This is a genomic window from Natrinema altunense (assembly GCF_000731985.1).
GTDB classification, from domain to species: domain Archaea; phylum Halobacteriota; class Halobacteria; order Halobacteriales; family Natrialbaceae; genus Natrinema; species Natrinema altunense.
Window position 1 is genome coordinate 1 of record NZ_JNCS01000016.1, and the last position, 13,743, is coordinate 13,743.

The window sequence follows — 13,743 nt, forward strand, 5'->3', positions numbered from 1 at the left end:
ATCGCTTCCGGAGCGATACGATACGCAATTCGAAACAGTCAATCACCAGACTGTGGCAATTTTGATACCGAACCTTTTTGGAGCGGAACTTAACCAGTTGTCCCTGGAACACCGGATTATGACCACATGGTCAACCCCCGACCTCGACACTATTTATCACCTCCTTTCCGCGTCCCGTCGTCGATACGTTTTGTACGATCTCGTGGACAGCGAACCGACGAACGTCGACCGATTGGCGCTTCGGATCGCCGCCGCAGAACAGACCAAGGCGATTGAGCAAGTCACGGCAGACGAAGCTGAGAGGGTAACAACATCACTGAGAGATATTTACCTCCCTCGACTCGCAGATCACGAGATCATCGCGTCTGATCCACGAAGTGATGATCTCGTTACTGGACGGAACTTCGAGAGACTGCAAGCGACCATCGAGCATGCGCGAGATGCCGAGCCGGTCGATCTAGCTCGTGATCATCCGACCGAGTCAGTTCTCTTTACCGATCCAGTAACGGAATCGACTTCCAACGACAGCTGATCGGCTCGTCGTATTGGTCGAGGAAGGAGCCAGCAACTATTCACGAACCTGGAAACAGTACTCCGCGTTCGCGGTCGATCTGTACGGTCAGCTCTGTCGCCTCGAGAGTCGGGGTCACCGCATCGGAAAATGTCGCCCGGAACACTAACGTCCAGCCTCATCCCGTGGCGGCGTGCCGCGTCGGCTGGCTAACCCTCGTGCCGGGCGGGGGGAACTCGTGGGAGGTCCCCGAAACGACTGTCGCGTGCCTGGGTTCGCCGTACTGTCATCGCACCCGAATGGGTTCGCTCGGACGGGGACTAAAGGCACGCAGTGTTTCTAGGCTGGTGTCCGGTTTAACTCTTACAGACTGGGACTGTCTCGCCCGGGCTCCGGTGCGTCGGTGACGGTGTCCTCGTTTTCGGCGAGCCAGTGATCGTAGGTGGCTTGTTCGACGACGACGACCGTGGCGTCCATCCGCGAGTGGCCTGCGCCGCAGAATTCGGAACAGACCGCGTTGTAGCGGCCCGGTTCGGAGACGATGGTCCGAGAGCGGGTGTATTCGCCGGGGAAGGCGTCCTGTTTGATGCCCAGATCGGGGACGAACAGCGAGTGGACGACGTCGGCACTGGTGAGCCAGACGGTGACGTTTCGATCGGCAGGGAGCACGAGTTCGTTTTCGGTCGTGACGTTCGATCCCGGGTAGGTCGCTTGCCATTCCCACTGGTAGCCGCGGACGTGTACCTCCTTGTCGTCGGTTTCGGGGAGGTCGTCGAACGAGTCGAACCCTTCCTGACTGCGGTCGTCGCCCTCGAGTGCCTGGGAGGGCGACACGTAGGGATTGACGAGGACGCTATAGCCGGAAAGGCCGACGAAGAGCAGGATGATCGCCGTCGCGACGGTCCAGGTAATCTCGAGAGCGGGATCTTCCGTGGTCGGTTCGGGATCGTCGTTGTCGTGAAATTTGACGGCTGCATAAATCAAGATGACGAGGACGAACAGGGTGAGCGGGAGGGCAACGTAGAGTAGTTGGTACTCGAGGGAGTCGATGAGGTCGCGATTGGTCGACTGTGCAGCGGCCGACCCCGTCAGCGCGAGGCAACTCGTGCACGCCCCGACGAGGAGTGTGACGATCGCGCGTCGACGGCTACCCATTGGCGGGCATTCGACGACCGGCGTAATATACGGCGTTCACGAATCGGCGGACTGTCAGGCTCCGCTACTGATCGGGGGCGACAGGGAGCGACGGCGGACCTGTCACGGACGGCGATACTCACGGAGATGCCGGTCCACCTTTATTGAGGACGATGGTGAGGCCACCGCTATGTACGGTGACGAGCGGCACGGTCGAGTAGCGAGGGGTGACGGGAGACGATGAACCGTGCGCTCGCGGAGGTGTCGCTGTTCGGTGTCATCGTCGTCAGTTGTCTGTTGGTCGTCCTCTATGCGCAGCGCGTTCGGGCCGAGGCGTCGCCGGATGGGGGCTACGCGGCCGAGCGGCGGTTCCGGTTCGGACTCGGGGACGCAAAGGCGGCCGCGGTCCGCTGGGCGACGACGACGAACCATCGGGAGATCGGCATGCTCTACATCGCGTTCGGGACCGTCGCGGCGATCTGGGGCGGGATCGACGCGATGATGATGCGGACGCATTTGTTGACGCCCGAAGCGAACATCTGGACGGAACAGACGTACAACGAACTGTTCACGATGCACGGGCTGACGATGCTGATTTTCTTCGTTACGCCGGTGTTCTTCGGGATCGGGAACTACTTTCTCCCGCTGTTGATCGGGGCCGACGACATGGCGTTTCCGCGGCTCAACGCCGTCGGGTTCTGGTTGTTGCCGCCGTCGCTCTTGCTTGCTCGGCTGGGGATCGTGGCCGAAGTGACGGGTGCGGTGCTCGCAGTCGTCGTGCCGACGGACTGGCTCTCGGTCCTGTTGGCGTTTCAGGAGCCGGCGATCGGATGGACGATGTATCCGCCCTTATCGCTGGCACCGAATCCGCAGACGAACTTCCTCTTGCTCGGCCTCCACCTGAGTGGCATCGCTACCACGATCGGTGCGATCAACTTCATCACGACGGTCGTCTACGAGCGCGACGAGTCGATCGGTTGGGCGAACCTCGACATCTTCTCGTGGAACATGCTCGTCACGAGTGCGATCATCATCTTTGCGTTCCCGTTGCTCGGGACTGCCTTGCTCATGTTGCTGTTCGATCGGAACTTCGGGACGACGTTCTTCGCGGTTGAGGGGGGCGGTCCCGTCCTCTGGCAGCATCTCCTCTGGTTCTGGGGGCATCCCGAGGTGTACATCATTTTCCTGCCAGCGACCGGATTGATGAGCCTCATCCTGCCGAAGTTCGTCGGCCGGAAGCTGTTCGGATTCAAGTTCATCGTCTACTCGACGATCGCCATCGCCGTCCTCTCGTTCGGCGTCTGGGCTCACCACATGTTCGTGACTGGCATCGATCCACGCGTCCGAGCGAGTTTTATGGCAACCTCGATCGCCATCGCCGTCCCGAGCGCGATCAAGGTGTTCAACTGGATCACCACCATGTGGAACGGTGATGTCAGACTCGCCGCGCCGACGATCCTCTGTATCGGCTCGATCGGCCTGTTCATCGTCGGCGGCGTCACCGGCATCTTCCTGGCCGTGATCCCCGTCGATGTCATCTATCACGGGACTTACTACGTCGTCGGTCACTTCCATCTCATCCTCATGGGGATCATCCCGCTGATGATGTTCGCCGCCAGCTACTACTGGTTCCCCATGCTCACCGGCCGGATGTACGACCGTCGGCTCGCGATCTTCCAGTCGTCGCTGCTCGTCGTCGGCTCCGCGCTCACGTTCACGACGCTGATGGCGCTCGGCTTCCTCGAGCTTCCCCGTCGGTATGCGACGTACCCGCCGGGGTACTCGGGGCTGCAGGTCGTCGCGACCGTCGGGTCGTTCATCATCGGACTCAGCGTCCTCATGTGGCTTTATAATATGCTCTGGTCGTCCGTTCGGGGGACGCCGATCGAGACCGCCGACCCCTGGGAGCTCAAGGCGACCGAGCAGTTCACGCCGGAGTGGCAGTGGTTCGAGGACCGCCTCGAGCGCGAGCGCGGCGTGCCCCCGAGCGAGCCCGAGGACGTCCGTCCGTCGTACGTGCCGGCGCAGGGTGAGCGGCCGCTGTCGATCTACGGCCGGATCAAGCCGGTGGCCCGAACCGTCGCGAACGACGCCGGGATCGGCGCGGTCGGTGGGTTCGTCGGGACGATGCTGATGACGGCCGTCCTGCTTCTGGCAGTTGTACTCGGCGTATTCGAGCTCGAGTCGTTCGCGACCCTCGCGACGTTCGTCGGGTTGCCGGCGAACCTCGGGCTCGGATACGCGCTCTTCGTCGCCGGTGGAATGACGGTCTGGCCGCTCCTGTTCCTGTCGCTAGGCGAGTACCTGCCCGGGACGCTCACGCTCGTCACGGGGCTGTGGTATGCGACGGTCATCGCCTCGGGGTTCGCACTCGCCTTCTACACCGGGCAGCCCGGCCTGCAGTTGGTCGCGTACCTGCTGTTCGTCCTGCTCGGCCACTGGAGCTACGGACTCGGGCTCGCCGGCACGATCGCGACTCTCGGCGGCCGGCAACGCCGTCCGTCGACCGGGGAGGGTGAGTAGCGATGAACGCCGGCGACGACACGTCGTCCGATTCGACCGAGCCGCCCGCGACCGACGAAACGGGGCCGATCGAGCCGACGGCGTCGTCCGAGTCGCTGGTGTTGACCTACGCCGCGCCTTTTTTGGGGGTCCTCCTGATCGCCGCCGGCATTCCCCTGTCGATCACCGGCGGCTACGTCGTGATTCAGGACGGGATCGGGCTCTGTGGGGACCCCAGTATTACGGTCGACCCGGTCGCCGAGGGTGAAACCCCACCGGAGACCGTCGGGACACTGCCAGCCGCGACACTCTCGCCGGCCGAGCGAGCGGCCCTCGAGGAGGCGATCGACAGCCCGCTACGGGAGGCGACGGTCGACGGCGAGATGGAAAACAGGGAGACGCTGCTCGAGGGAGCGGTCGTCGAGTACGAAGGGGACCGCTACTACGTCCGGATCGCGTCCCGGAACTCCTGTCTCGAGGTTGCACCGCTGCTGTTTCCGATCGGTGCGATCGCGATCCTTATCGGGGTAATCGGCGTCTTGACGCCCCCGATATACCGGAAAATGGCGGGCTTCGAGGAGCGGATGCAACGCGATCGAACGGACTGAGCGGCCGCTTGCAGGCAGCGCGACCGCGGCTGGCGACGACACGATGCGACGGCGTCGCGCTTATTCGCTCGAGTCCGCGGCGTCGGCCGACTCGGAGGGCGAGTTCGCTTCGGCGTCGGTCGAGTCGGCCGACCGAGCCGACTGGGCGACCCTGTTCGGGTCGTTGTTCGTCATGGGGTCCGGATCCGGGGCGACGACGTTGCCGTCACCCGACTGCTCGGCGGCGTAGGAGAACTGGCCGTTGCCGTCCGGTGTCTCCCCCTGGGTCCACGGGTACTCGGGGTTCGGTTGTGTTTCGCGCCTCGTCGAGACGAACGTGTAGTTGAAGTCCTGGTTCTCCTGGTCTTGCGGGAAGCTCGCGGGCACCGGGACCGGGTCGTCAAGCGTCTCCAGGGCCTGTAACCACTGGTTTTGGTGCATCGTGTCTCGAGCGATGAGGTAAGAGAGCATGTCCTTCATGCCGGGGTCGTCGGTGTACTCCCAGAGCCGCGTCGCGAGGGTGCGGCCGGTCGCCTCGGCCATCACGTTCGCGTAGAGGTCGCCGGCGAGGTTGCCCGACGCGGCGATGTAGCCGCCGGTGAACGGGACGCCGTTGCTGTCGACCGGCATCGCCGACTGGCCGGCCGAGAGGAACTGCCGCGGGTTCTGGCCGGTCATCGACGCCGCGGCGGCCGCCGTCTCCCGAGCGTCGTCGTCCATTTCCGCGGAGGAGCCACGCAGGTTCTTGGTGACTGCGGTCGCGAGCATCTCGATGTGGCCGAGTTCCTCGGCCGCGGTCTCCATCAGCAGGGTCCGATACTCCTCGTACTCCTCGGGCAGCGCCCAGGCCTGGAACATGTACTGCATGGCGACTCGCATCTCGCCTTCCTGGCCGCCGATCGCTTGCTGGAGGAGTTTCGCGAAGTGCGGATCGGGTTGTTCGACGGTGACCTCGTATTGGAGTTCCGGTTCTTGGAAGAACATCCACTCGTTCCTGCCCACAGCCAGTCGGATAAACCACTGTTACGATTGACAGTGATATTTCCTCCGACCTGTATAAGTTCAATAGGAAACGTTCAGATCTGGCGAACGGAACGCTGAGACGTTCGATATCGACGATCGAAACGCCGATCGCCGAACATTGTGTCGTCATGGTAAACTATTATACCGGCACCGGTGGTGGGGAAGCAGCGCATGAGTGAGGCTCGATGGTCGCCATTACGACGCACGTTCGTCACGTACGGTGCAGTCTCGACGGGAACGCTGTTAGGCCTCTCCATGGCAAGCGCCGATTCGGAATCGGACTCGACCGAGTCCGATGCTGGGGCGGTCGACTACGGCGGCGTTCGTTCCGACCAGTTCGTACCGGACAGCCCCGTCACCGTCCTCGAGTCGACGCTCAACTGGCAACCGGAGCGATTCGAGGATGCCCATCGAACCAGCGTGATCGCCTCCGATCACGCGCCGTCGTACCGTGCGTTCCTCTTCACCGAGTCCGACGTCACCCTCGAGTCGGACCGGTCGCTCGAGTTCCGGGTCGTTCGAGGGACATCCGAGTCCGCCGGGCGACGGTTCGTTACCGTCGCCTTCGAATAACCACGCACGGGGGGAGAGCCGAAACGCTCGCACCGTGCGGACTGGTGGCTGCCGATCGGACCGGGGTTTTTCCTCGGTGGCTGTGGTACGGCCCAGTCCTAGAGGTGACTCCAGTGGGAACGAACGACGAGAAACAGCGAGCGGCGGCCGAGTGCGACGGTTGCGGGACGATCGGCATCGTTCAGATCTGGCCCGACGGGAGTCTCCAGCCCCTCGGTCAGTCGCATTTCTGTGACTGCGATACACCGACGCTGAAAGTCCTCGAGACGGATCTCGACCACGACGAGATACCGTGAGTCCCGGTTTTCCGGCGGCGATCGCAATCGGGCGGCCCCCTACACCGACGCGCCGACGTAGAGGACGACGACGAGGAAGAGCCAGACGGCGTCGACGAAGTGCCAGTACAGGGAGACGGTCGTGATCGACGTATCGCGATCCGGACCGTAGTGACCGCGGATCGCCCGCCAGCAGAGCACGGCGATGCCACCGATGCCCAACGCGACGTGGAGCCCGTGGAGTCCGGTCAGTCCGAAGAAGGCGGTCCCGAAGAGCCCGCTCGTGAGGGTGAACCCGTCGTGAGCGACGAACTCGTAGTACTCGTAGGCCTGCCCGGCGAGGAATACCAGGCCGAGCGCGAGCGTCGTTCCGAGCAGCCCGAGGAATCGCCGTTGGTTCTCGCGCTCGAGCGCCCTGTGGGCGTAGTGGAAGGTGACGCTGCTGGCGACCAGGATGCCGGTGTTGACGATCACGAGCGAGCCGAGCAGCGGCGGGAGTTCCGCCGGCGGCCAGGCCCCGATTCGGACGACGAAGTAATAGATAAACAGTGCGCCGAACGTCGAAACGTCAGTCGTGAGGAAGAGCAGCGTCGTCGAGACGTACGATGCCCGGGACGTTCGCGGTCCGCGTTCGTCGCGGGCGGGTGCCAGAAACGCCTGGTCGACCCAGCCCGCGACACCGGCTAGCAGGACGATCGTTCCGGCGGCGGCGAGGCCGACGCCGAGCAGCGGCGGGACGAGACCGGTTTCAGTCCCGAGAATGGAGACCGCGGCCCCGCCGTAGAGGCCGGCCGCTCCCGCGGCGGCGACGAGCGGCCAGCGACTGCGGTGATCGTGTTCGTCGTGATCGCCGCGACCGCGGTGGTCGCCGTACTCCTCGGGGGCCTGTCCCTCGGGAACGCGGTGGCCGGACCCGTCGGCTCGAGGGGGGCGCTCGTCGAAGGGTTCGGAACGTCCACCGGAGTCCATAGGGCCGCCTTCCACGCGGGGCCGGAAAAAGGACCACTGCGTACGGGCGGTGCCGTCATCATGCGACGAGTTTCGATCGAAACGCGATCGCCGTTCCGCGAGCGCGAGAGAGCGCGGATGGTCGGACGGGCCGACGAACCGGTCGACTCAGTAGAAGTAGTCGTCCGCCGAGAGCTGGACGTAGTCGCCGTCGCGATAGTTGAACTTCCGGCGCTTGTACGCCGCCATGATCTTCGCCGCGCCGAGGCCGGCGGAGTACGTTTTGTTCACGAGACCGTCGCTCGAGCCGGTGCCCTGCATGTCGTTGATGGTGTCGAACACCCGATCCCAGTCGTCGGGCCCGTAGTCGGCGACGATATCGGCGAAGGCGACGTTGCGCAGGATCTCGTCGCCGATCGCGCGTTTCCAGACGTCGTTGTAGTTCGCGATGGAATCCGTCGCGGCGAGCCGTCCGGCGATCTTGCCGGTACGGACGGCGACGTGATAGCCGCCCTCGTGGAAGGCGGACGTGGTACCCATCGCGCCGCCGGCGACGGCGATGTTCGCGCCGACGGGGGACTCGATCGGTCGCGTCGAGGAGATCGGATAGGTTTCGGTCCCCTTCGACTTGCCGCGGTCCTCGACGCGCGGGATGTCCTCCTCGATGTCGTACTCGTCGCCGAACTCCTGCTCCAGGAGGCGGCTGATGTACTCCGCGCCCGAGGGAATCCCCTCGTCGTCGGGCCGCAGGAGCTTGTAGGATCCGGGGTCCTCGACGTCTTCGAGGCGCATGCCGATGGGCATCGTCAGCCCGACGCGGGCGACGGTGCCGTCGTTCGGGAAGATCCACGGATACGCGGTCTCGCCGGGCATGTGTCCCCACCAGAACAGCAGTCGATCCTCGAACTCCTCGAACAGTTCGGGCGGGAACTCCCGGTACTCCTGATAGGCGATGTGGTTGGCCTCCGGCGGCGAGAGGTGATCGGAGACGCTCCGGCCGGGGGCCGTGAACTGATCGAGCGCGTCGAGCGTGATCCGTCGCTGAGGGCCGTCCGCGAGGACGACGTACTGGGCCTCGAGTTGCTCCCCGTTCGAGAGCGTCAGGGTGTGGGTCGGCCCCTTCGGACTCGCGGCCCGCAGGTCGGTCTCGAGGTCAGAGACGCCGGTTCCGACGCGCAGGTCCGCGCCCGCGTCGACGGCGCGGTCGTAGAGCCAGTCGTCCATACGCGCGCGGTGGAAGGTATACCCGAAGTTCGGATAGCTGGCCGGCATCCCGGTCGACGTCAGTTCGACGTCGCTGTTCGGACCGACGAACTCGGTCGCCTCGAGTTCCCGGTGGATGACCTCGTCGGGGATGTCCCGGTAGTCGAAGCCCATGATGTCGATCCAGTAGTCGAGCATGCCGGCGGCGTCGGTCGAATCCGGCCCCGGTCCCTCGCGGTCCTCCCGCGGGACCCCCTGCTCGAAGAGGACCGTCTTTGCGCCGTGAGCGGCGGCCCGTTCGGCCGCTGACGCACCAGCGGGGCCTCCGCCGACGATCGCGACGTCTACGCGTTCCATACGCCGTTTGGACTCATTGGGTCATTATAAAAACTGCGAGGTGTATTTTCGGCGCTCGGCGTCACGGTCCGGATCGGTAACTGCGGTGGAGCGCCCCTCCCTGTGTCGCGGTGAGCGATGCTCGACCGAAACGGACCGTGGCCTCCGAAAACGGCTCAGGGCGACGGCCGATGACAGCGGTAGCGAGGCGAAAGCCCACCCGTTCACAGCGGTGCGCCGACCAACACGAGTTTCGCGCGTTCGTCGCTCCGGTTGTGGATCTGCCTGGTTTCCGTCGCGTCGAGTCGAATCGCCTCGTCAGCCTCGAGCGTCACGGTTTCGTCGGCGTCGCTCAGTTCGATGTCGATCGTCCCCGCGACGACGTAGTACACCTCCTCTTGGCCGGAGTCGGTCTCGTCGTGTTCCATGCCCTTCCCGTCCGGCTCGAGTTCGAGGACCGAGATGCCCAGTTCCTCGGTGCCGAGACCGTCCTTGAGAAACCACATGCCGCCCCACTCCTCGTCGATGACTGATTCCGGGTCGGTCTTGGCGACGGTATCGTAGCCCATGATCGGTACTTCGCGTTTCGAAACTTAAATCGACGGGACGACGACTCCTCCTCCATCGCTCGACGGCGGAAGCACGATCCCCGTGCGTTTTTGTTCCGACACGAACAGCAAACGAACGATGTACGATCTGGTCCACCGCTATGCCCCTGCGAGCCCCGTGGGCCGAACCCTCGTCGCGATCATCGCCTCGGTGATCGGGGTTCCGACGCTGGTGCTCGGACTCCTCGGATTGGCCGACAACGCCGCTGCGGGACTTCTGTTCCTTCTGATGGGCGTTGTAACCCTGACCGTCGCCGGCCAGTTGACGCGCGGCGTCGTTCGACAGGCCGCCTCCGCCGGTCCCGAGGCGAGTCCACACGAGACCGGGACGCCGGACGAGTCCGACGAACGCCCGGTCGAAACCCTGCGGCGACGGTACGCAGCGGGTGAAATCAGCGACGACGAGTTCGAACGCCGACTCGACCGACTGCTCGAGACCGAACGGCAATCGCGATCGGCGGACGAGAGGGAACGCCTGGTCGAGTGACTCGACCCGCCGGCCCGCCTCGAGACGCCACCGGGACCGCGCCACGACAACTGCTAAACCGCGGCGGCACACAGTGGGACGTATATGCGATCGACGGCAGGGAACGCACAACTGGCGTTGCTCCTCGAGGTTGCGGCGACGCCCAAACCGGGGAACGTCGACCGCCATCGGGACCTTGCGGACCTGCGGTTCGCCCACTTCATGGCCGGCGCGGTAGGGGCCCGTGAGGGGCTCGAGATGGCAGCCGACGGCGCGGCGGTCGGGCCGGCGTTCGAGCGGGCCGTCGAGAAGATGGCCGCTCAAGAGGGGGGAAACACGCAGTTCGGCGCGCTTCTGTTGCTCGTCCCGTTAGTGCGGGCCGCCCGCGAGGATCTCTCACGGCCCGTCGCCGAGTCCGTCGCTCGGGGGACGACCGTCGACGACGCGGCGTCGTTCTACCGCGCGTTCGAGCACGTCGACGTCGCCGTCGGCGACCCGCCCGACGACATGGCGGCCCTCGACGTGCGCCGCGGCGCGGACGCGGTCCCAGCCGTCGAAGCCCGCGGGGTGACGCTCTTCGACGTGATGGACCGGAGCGTTCCCGGCGACGACGTCGCTCGCGAGTGGGTCCGCGGGTTCGACCGTTCGTTCGCGGCGGCCGAGCGACTCGCCGCGGCCGACGGCCCGATATCGAACCGGACCGCGGCCGTCTTCCTCTCGCTGCTCGCCGAGCGACCCGATACGCTCGTCGCGACGCGCCACGACGAGGCGACTGCACGGGCGGTGACCGACCGCGCCGCGACCCTACATGACGCGGACGCCCTCGAGACGGACCCCGAAGCTGTCGACTCCTTCGCCGACGATCTCGTCGATCGCGGGATCAACCCGGGAACGACGGCCGACGTTACCGCAGCCGGGCTGTTCATCGCGCTCGAGCGCGGGGCGGTCGACGTATGACCGACGAGCGAGAGGCCGCGACCGACGACACAGTGACCGGGCGCGAGGACGACCGGGCGGACCTCGCGGAGTGGCCCGTCGAACTCTCGGGTGTCACCGAGTCGATCGTGACCACGCTGGGACCCAACGGGCTGTGGAACGCCGCTGCGCTCGGCCTCCACGCTGGTGACCCCGTCACCGCCCGAACGTGGGGCAACACCCGCACCCGCCGGAACTTCCACCGGCAGGGGACGGGCTACGTTCAGTTCGTCGACGACCCCGTCGACTTCGCAGAGGCCGCTCTGTCGATCGTCGAGCGCGAGGAACCGGTTCTGGCGTCCGCGACCGCCTGGGTGCGCGTCGCCGTCGACCGGATCGAGAGCGGTCGCGAGGGCGACACTGACTGGGAGGACTGGGCGCTTCGCCCGCTCGAGGCAACGACCGAGCGGGAAACCGTGCCTACGATCGATCGCGGGTTCGGAGCCGTCGTCGAGGCGACCGTCGCCGCGTCGCGACTGTCCGTCTCCGGCTACGACGAGACCGAACTTCGGGACCGCCTCGCGTACTGTGCGTCGGTCGTCGACCGCGCCGGCGGGCCACGCGAACGCGAGGCCATCGAGCGCGTCCGCGAGCGGTCGTCGTGGTAACCGACACGACGGGCCGACGAATCGATTTCTCGAAGCGGCAAAGAGAAAGGGATTAAGAGCCTCTAGACGGAACCACCCTACATGGCAATCAAACCGGCCTACGTCAAGAAGACCGGGAACCTCCTCCTGGAACGGTACCCGGAGGCGTTCACGACCGATTTCGAGCAGAACAAAGAGAGCGTCACGAAGCTCACGAACGTCGAGTCCAAGGGCGTCCGCAACCGCATCGCGGGCTACGTAACGCGAAAGAAAGGCGCAGAAGTTCCCGCGTAAGTCGATCTTTTCACCTCGAGCGAGTTACCCCGACGCCGAGCAACCACCCGGAGTCGATCGGCCGATTCGAGAGCCGGGGCTTCGCCGATAGAGCGGAGCGCTTCCCGGTCGAGAGCGCGGAGAACAGTCCGACTCGATACCCGCCTTACTGGTCGAAACCGGGTTCCATGTAGACCGCGGCGACGAACGCGACGGTCGCGATCCCGAATCCGAACAGGAGCCCGATCATGCCGGTCAGAATGCTCAGTTCCAGGCCGAGTACCGGGAGCATCCCGCCGTTGTAGCCCGTCCACGCGAAGGCGACGCCCAGCAGTGCCGCGACGGCCGCGATGGCCGCCGCGCCGATACTAAAGCGGGTGTCCAACAGTCCTCGGTCGCTGGTGTTCGCGGTCGAACTCGTCATCGGGACCACCTCTCGTCGGCGGCCTCGAGTCGATCCTGTCGATAATGCATCGGTCGAAAACTGGCGCTCCCGTTTCTTAATATCTTCTATCCGTTCACAGCGCTCGCGACGGCCGGCTACCGGTCGCACGCGGACCCGACGCCGGCCGCGTGATTCCGATCATTGACACGCGCTACCGTAAACCCAAACGGTTTTGCGGACACGACTCGGAGTGGCGGAAAATGGCAGTACGAGTAGGCGTACTCGGTGCAACCGGTGCTGTTGGACAGCGACTCATTCAATTACTCGATCCCCACCCGGACTTCGAGATCGCGGCGCTCACCGCCAGCGAGGCAAGCGCCGGTAAGACGTATCGACAGGCCGCGAAGTGGCGCGTCGACAGCCCGATTCCCGACGCCGTCGCCGACATGACCGTGACGGCGACCGATCCCGACGCGGTCCCGGACGACGTCGACATGCTGTTCTCGTCGCTCCCCTCGAGCATCGGCGCGGACGTCGAACCCGGCTTCTGTGAGGCGGGGTACGTCGTCTCGTCGAACTCCTCGAACGGCCGTATGGACGACGACATCCCGCTCGTAATTCCGGAGGTCAACCCCGACCACCTCGACCTGCTCGCGGTCCAGCGCGACGAGCGCGGCTGGGACGGCGCGATGGTCAAGAACCCCAACTGCTCGACGATCACCTTCGTTCCCACGCTCGCGGCGCTCACGGAGTACGGCCTCGAGAAGGTTCACGTCTCGACGCTCCAGGCTGTTTCCGGCGCGGGCTACGACGGCGTGAGTTCGATGGAGATCATCGACAACGCCGTCCCCTACATCGGCGGCGAGGAGGACAAACTCGAGACCGAGTCGCGGAAACTGCTCGGCGAGTTCGACGGGGCCGAACTGACTCACAACGGCATGGACGTGGCGGCCTCCTGTAACCGCATCCCGACCATCGACGGCCACCTCGAGAACGTCTGGGTCGAGACCGAGGAGGACCTGACCGCGGACGCGGCCGCCGAGGCCATGCGGGAGTACCCGTCGCTCGATCTCCGCTCCTCGCCCGAGCCGCTCATCCACGTCTTCGAGGACCCCGATCGTCCCCAGCCCCGGATGGACCGTACCCTCGGCGACGGGATGGCCATCGCCGCCGGCGGCCTCCAAGAGTCGCCCTTCGGCCTGCAGTACAACTGTCTGGCCCACAACACCATCCGCGGTGCCGCCGGTGCGAGCGTGCTCAACGGCGAACTGCTGCTCGAGAACGGATACATCTAACCGCGCGAGCCGTCCCGCGGTCGACGGACGGTCGGCGTCGCCGTTCGACCGCCGCGATTTTC

Annotated in this window: 16 protein-coding genes; 10 read left to right on the plus strand and 6 right to left on the minus strand. The window is 65.2% G+C overall.

From position 1 onward, the window contains the following. On the plus strand, positions 1 to 532 hold a 532-nt coding region (locus ALTAJ2_RS17885), incomplete at its 5' end, for a DUF7344 domain-containing protein (RefSeq protein WP_239647757.1). A gap of 342 nt (positions 533 to 874) precedes the next feature. On the opposite strand, the gene coxB is transcribed toward ALTAJ2_RS17885, so the two are convergent. Beyond that, positions 875 to 1,666 carry a cytochrome c oxidase subunit II gene (coxB, locus tag ALTAJ2_RS17890; protein ID WP_007109778.1) on the minus strand — a complete coding sequence of 264 codons (792 nt, stop codon included), beginning with the start codon at positions 1,664 to 1,666 and terminating at the stop codon, positions 875 to 877. Between the two features lie 219 nt (positions 1,667 to 1,885). Between coxB and ALTAJ2_RS17895 the strand changes: the two genes are divergently transcribed. Both ALTAJ2_RS17895 and ALTAJ2_RS17900 read left to right on the plus strand, forming a co-directional pair. Beyond that, the gene (locus ALTAJ2_RS17895; protein WP_007109777.1) at positions 1,886 to 4,168 is read left to right on the plus strand and encodes a DUF6789 family protein; all 2,283 of its coding nucleotides are present in this window, start codon (positions 1,886 to 1,888) and stop codon (positions 4,166 to 4,168) included. Positions 4,169 to 4,170: 2 nt separating this feature from the next. Next, positions 4,171 to 4,755: a hypothetical protein gene (locus tag ALTAJ2_RS17900; RefSeq protein WP_007109776.1), complete on the plus strand. Its 585-nt coding sequence runs from the start codon at positions 4,171 to 4,173 to the stop codon at positions 4,753 to 4,755. Positions 4,756 to 4,815: 60 nt separating this feature from the next. Here the strand turns inward: ALTAJ2_RS17900 and ALTAJ2_RS17905 are convergent, their stop codons facing one another. After that, entirely contained in the window at positions 4,816 to 5,718 is a 903-nt protein-coding gene (locus ALTAJ2_RS17905) for a manganese catalase family protein (protein WP_007109775.1), read from the minus strand. A gap of 210 nt (positions 5,719 to 5,928) precedes the next feature. On the opposite strand from ALTAJ2_RS17905, the gene ALTAJ2_RS17910 reads away from it, so the two are divergent. After that, positions 5,929 to 6,330, plus strand: coding sequence for a hypothetical protein (locus ALTAJ2_RS17910; RefSeq protein WP_049900513.1), 402 nt, complete (start codon positions 5,929 to 5,931; stop codon positions 6,328 to 6,330). A gap of 104 nt (positions 6,331 to 6,434) precedes the next feature. Continuing rightward, positions 6,435 to 6,626 carry a hypothetical protein gene (locus tag ALTAJ2_RS17915; protein ID WP_049900510.1) on the plus strand — a complete coding sequence of 64 codons (192 nt, stop codon included), beginning with the start codon at positions 6,435 to 6,437 and terminating at the stop codon, positions 6,624 to 6,626. 39 nt (positions 6,627 to 6,665) lie between these two features. On the opposite strand, the gene ALTAJ2_RS17920 is transcribed toward ALTAJ2_RS17915, so the two are convergent. The 3 genes from ALTAJ2_RS17920 to ALTAJ2_RS17930 all read right to left on the minus strand — a co-directional run bounded on the left by ALTAJ2_RS17920 (position 6,666) and on the right by ALTAJ2_RS17930 (position 9,661). Continuing rightward, positions 6,666 to 7,574 carry a cytochrome c oxidase subunit 3 gene (locus ALTAJ2_RS17920; protein ID WP_007109772.1) on the minus strand — a complete coding sequence of 303 codons (909 nt, stop codon included), beginning with the start codon at positions 7,572 to 7,574 and terminating at the stop codon, positions 6,666 to 6,668. 147 nt (positions 7,575 to 7,721) lie between these two features. Then, positions 7,722 to 9,113, minus strand: a complete 1,392-nt coding sequence (locus tag ALTAJ2_RS17925; protein WP_007109771.1) for an NAD(P)/FAD-dependent oxidoreductase — start codon at positions 9,111 to 9,113, stop codon at positions 7,722 to 7,724. A gap of 203 nt (positions 9,114 to 9,316) precedes the next feature. Continuing rightward, on the minus strand, positions 9,317 to 9,661 hold the full coding sequence (locus tag ALTAJ2_RS17930; protein WP_007109770.1) for a cupin domain-containing protein: 345 nt from the start codon (positions 9,659 to 9,661) through the stop codon (positions 9,317 to 9,319). A 118-nt stretch (positions 9,662 to 9,779) separates the two neighbouring features. On the opposite strand from ALTAJ2_RS17930, the gene ALTAJ2_RS17935 reads away from it, so the two are divergent. From ALTAJ2_RS17935 to ALTAJ2_RS17950, 4 genes are all read left to right on the plus strand, one after another. Further along, a complete protein-coding gene (locus tag ALTAJ2_RS17935) occupies positions 9,780 to 10,187 on the plus strand; it encodes an SHOCT domain-containing protein (protein ID WP_007109769.1) in 408 nt (135 codons plus the stop codon). Between the two features lie 84 nt (positions 10,188 to 10,271). Beyond that, the gene (locus ALTAJ2_RS17940; RefSeq protein WP_007109768.1) at positions 10,272 to 11,123 is read left to right on the plus strand and encodes a triphosphoribosyl-dephospho-CoA synthase; all 852 of its coding nucleotides are present in this window, start codon (positions 10,272 to 10,274) and stop codon (positions 11,121 to 11,123) included. Next, positions 11,120 to 11,749, plus strand: coding sequence for a DUF447 domain-containing protein (locus tag ALTAJ2_RS17945; RefSeq protein WP_007109767.1), 630 nt, complete (start codon positions 11,120 to 11,122; stop codon positions 11,747 to 11,749). Before ALTAJ2_RS17940 ends, ALTAJ2_RS17945 begins: the two co-directional genes overlap by 4 nt. Before the next feature lie 81 nt (positions 11,750 to 11,830). Beyond that, positions 11,831 to 12,022, plus strand: coding sequence for a 30S ribosomal protein S17e (locus tag ALTAJ2_RS17950; protein WP_006184283.1), 192 nt, complete (start codon positions 11,831 to 11,833; stop codon positions 12,020 to 12,022). 145 nt (positions 12,023 to 12,167) lie between these two features. Here ALTAJ2_RS17950 and ALTAJ2_RS17955 read toward each other — a convergent pair whose 3' ends face one another. After that, positions 12,168 to 12,434, minus strand: coding sequence for a hypothetical protein (locus ALTAJ2_RS17955; RefSeq protein ID WP_007109766.1), 267 nt, complete (start codon positions 12,432 to 12,434; stop codon positions 12,168 to 12,170). Between the two features lie 212 nt (positions 12,435 to 12,646). Between ALTAJ2_RS17955 and asd the strand changes: the two genes are divergently transcribed. Then, positions 12,647 to 13,681, plus strand: a complete 1,035-nt coding sequence (asd, locus tag ALTAJ2_RS17960; RefSeq protein ID WP_007109765.1) for an aspartate-semialdehyde dehydrogenase — start codon at positions 12,647 to 12,649, stop codon at positions 13,679 to 13,681. Positions 13,682 to 13,743: the final 62 nt, after the last annotated feature.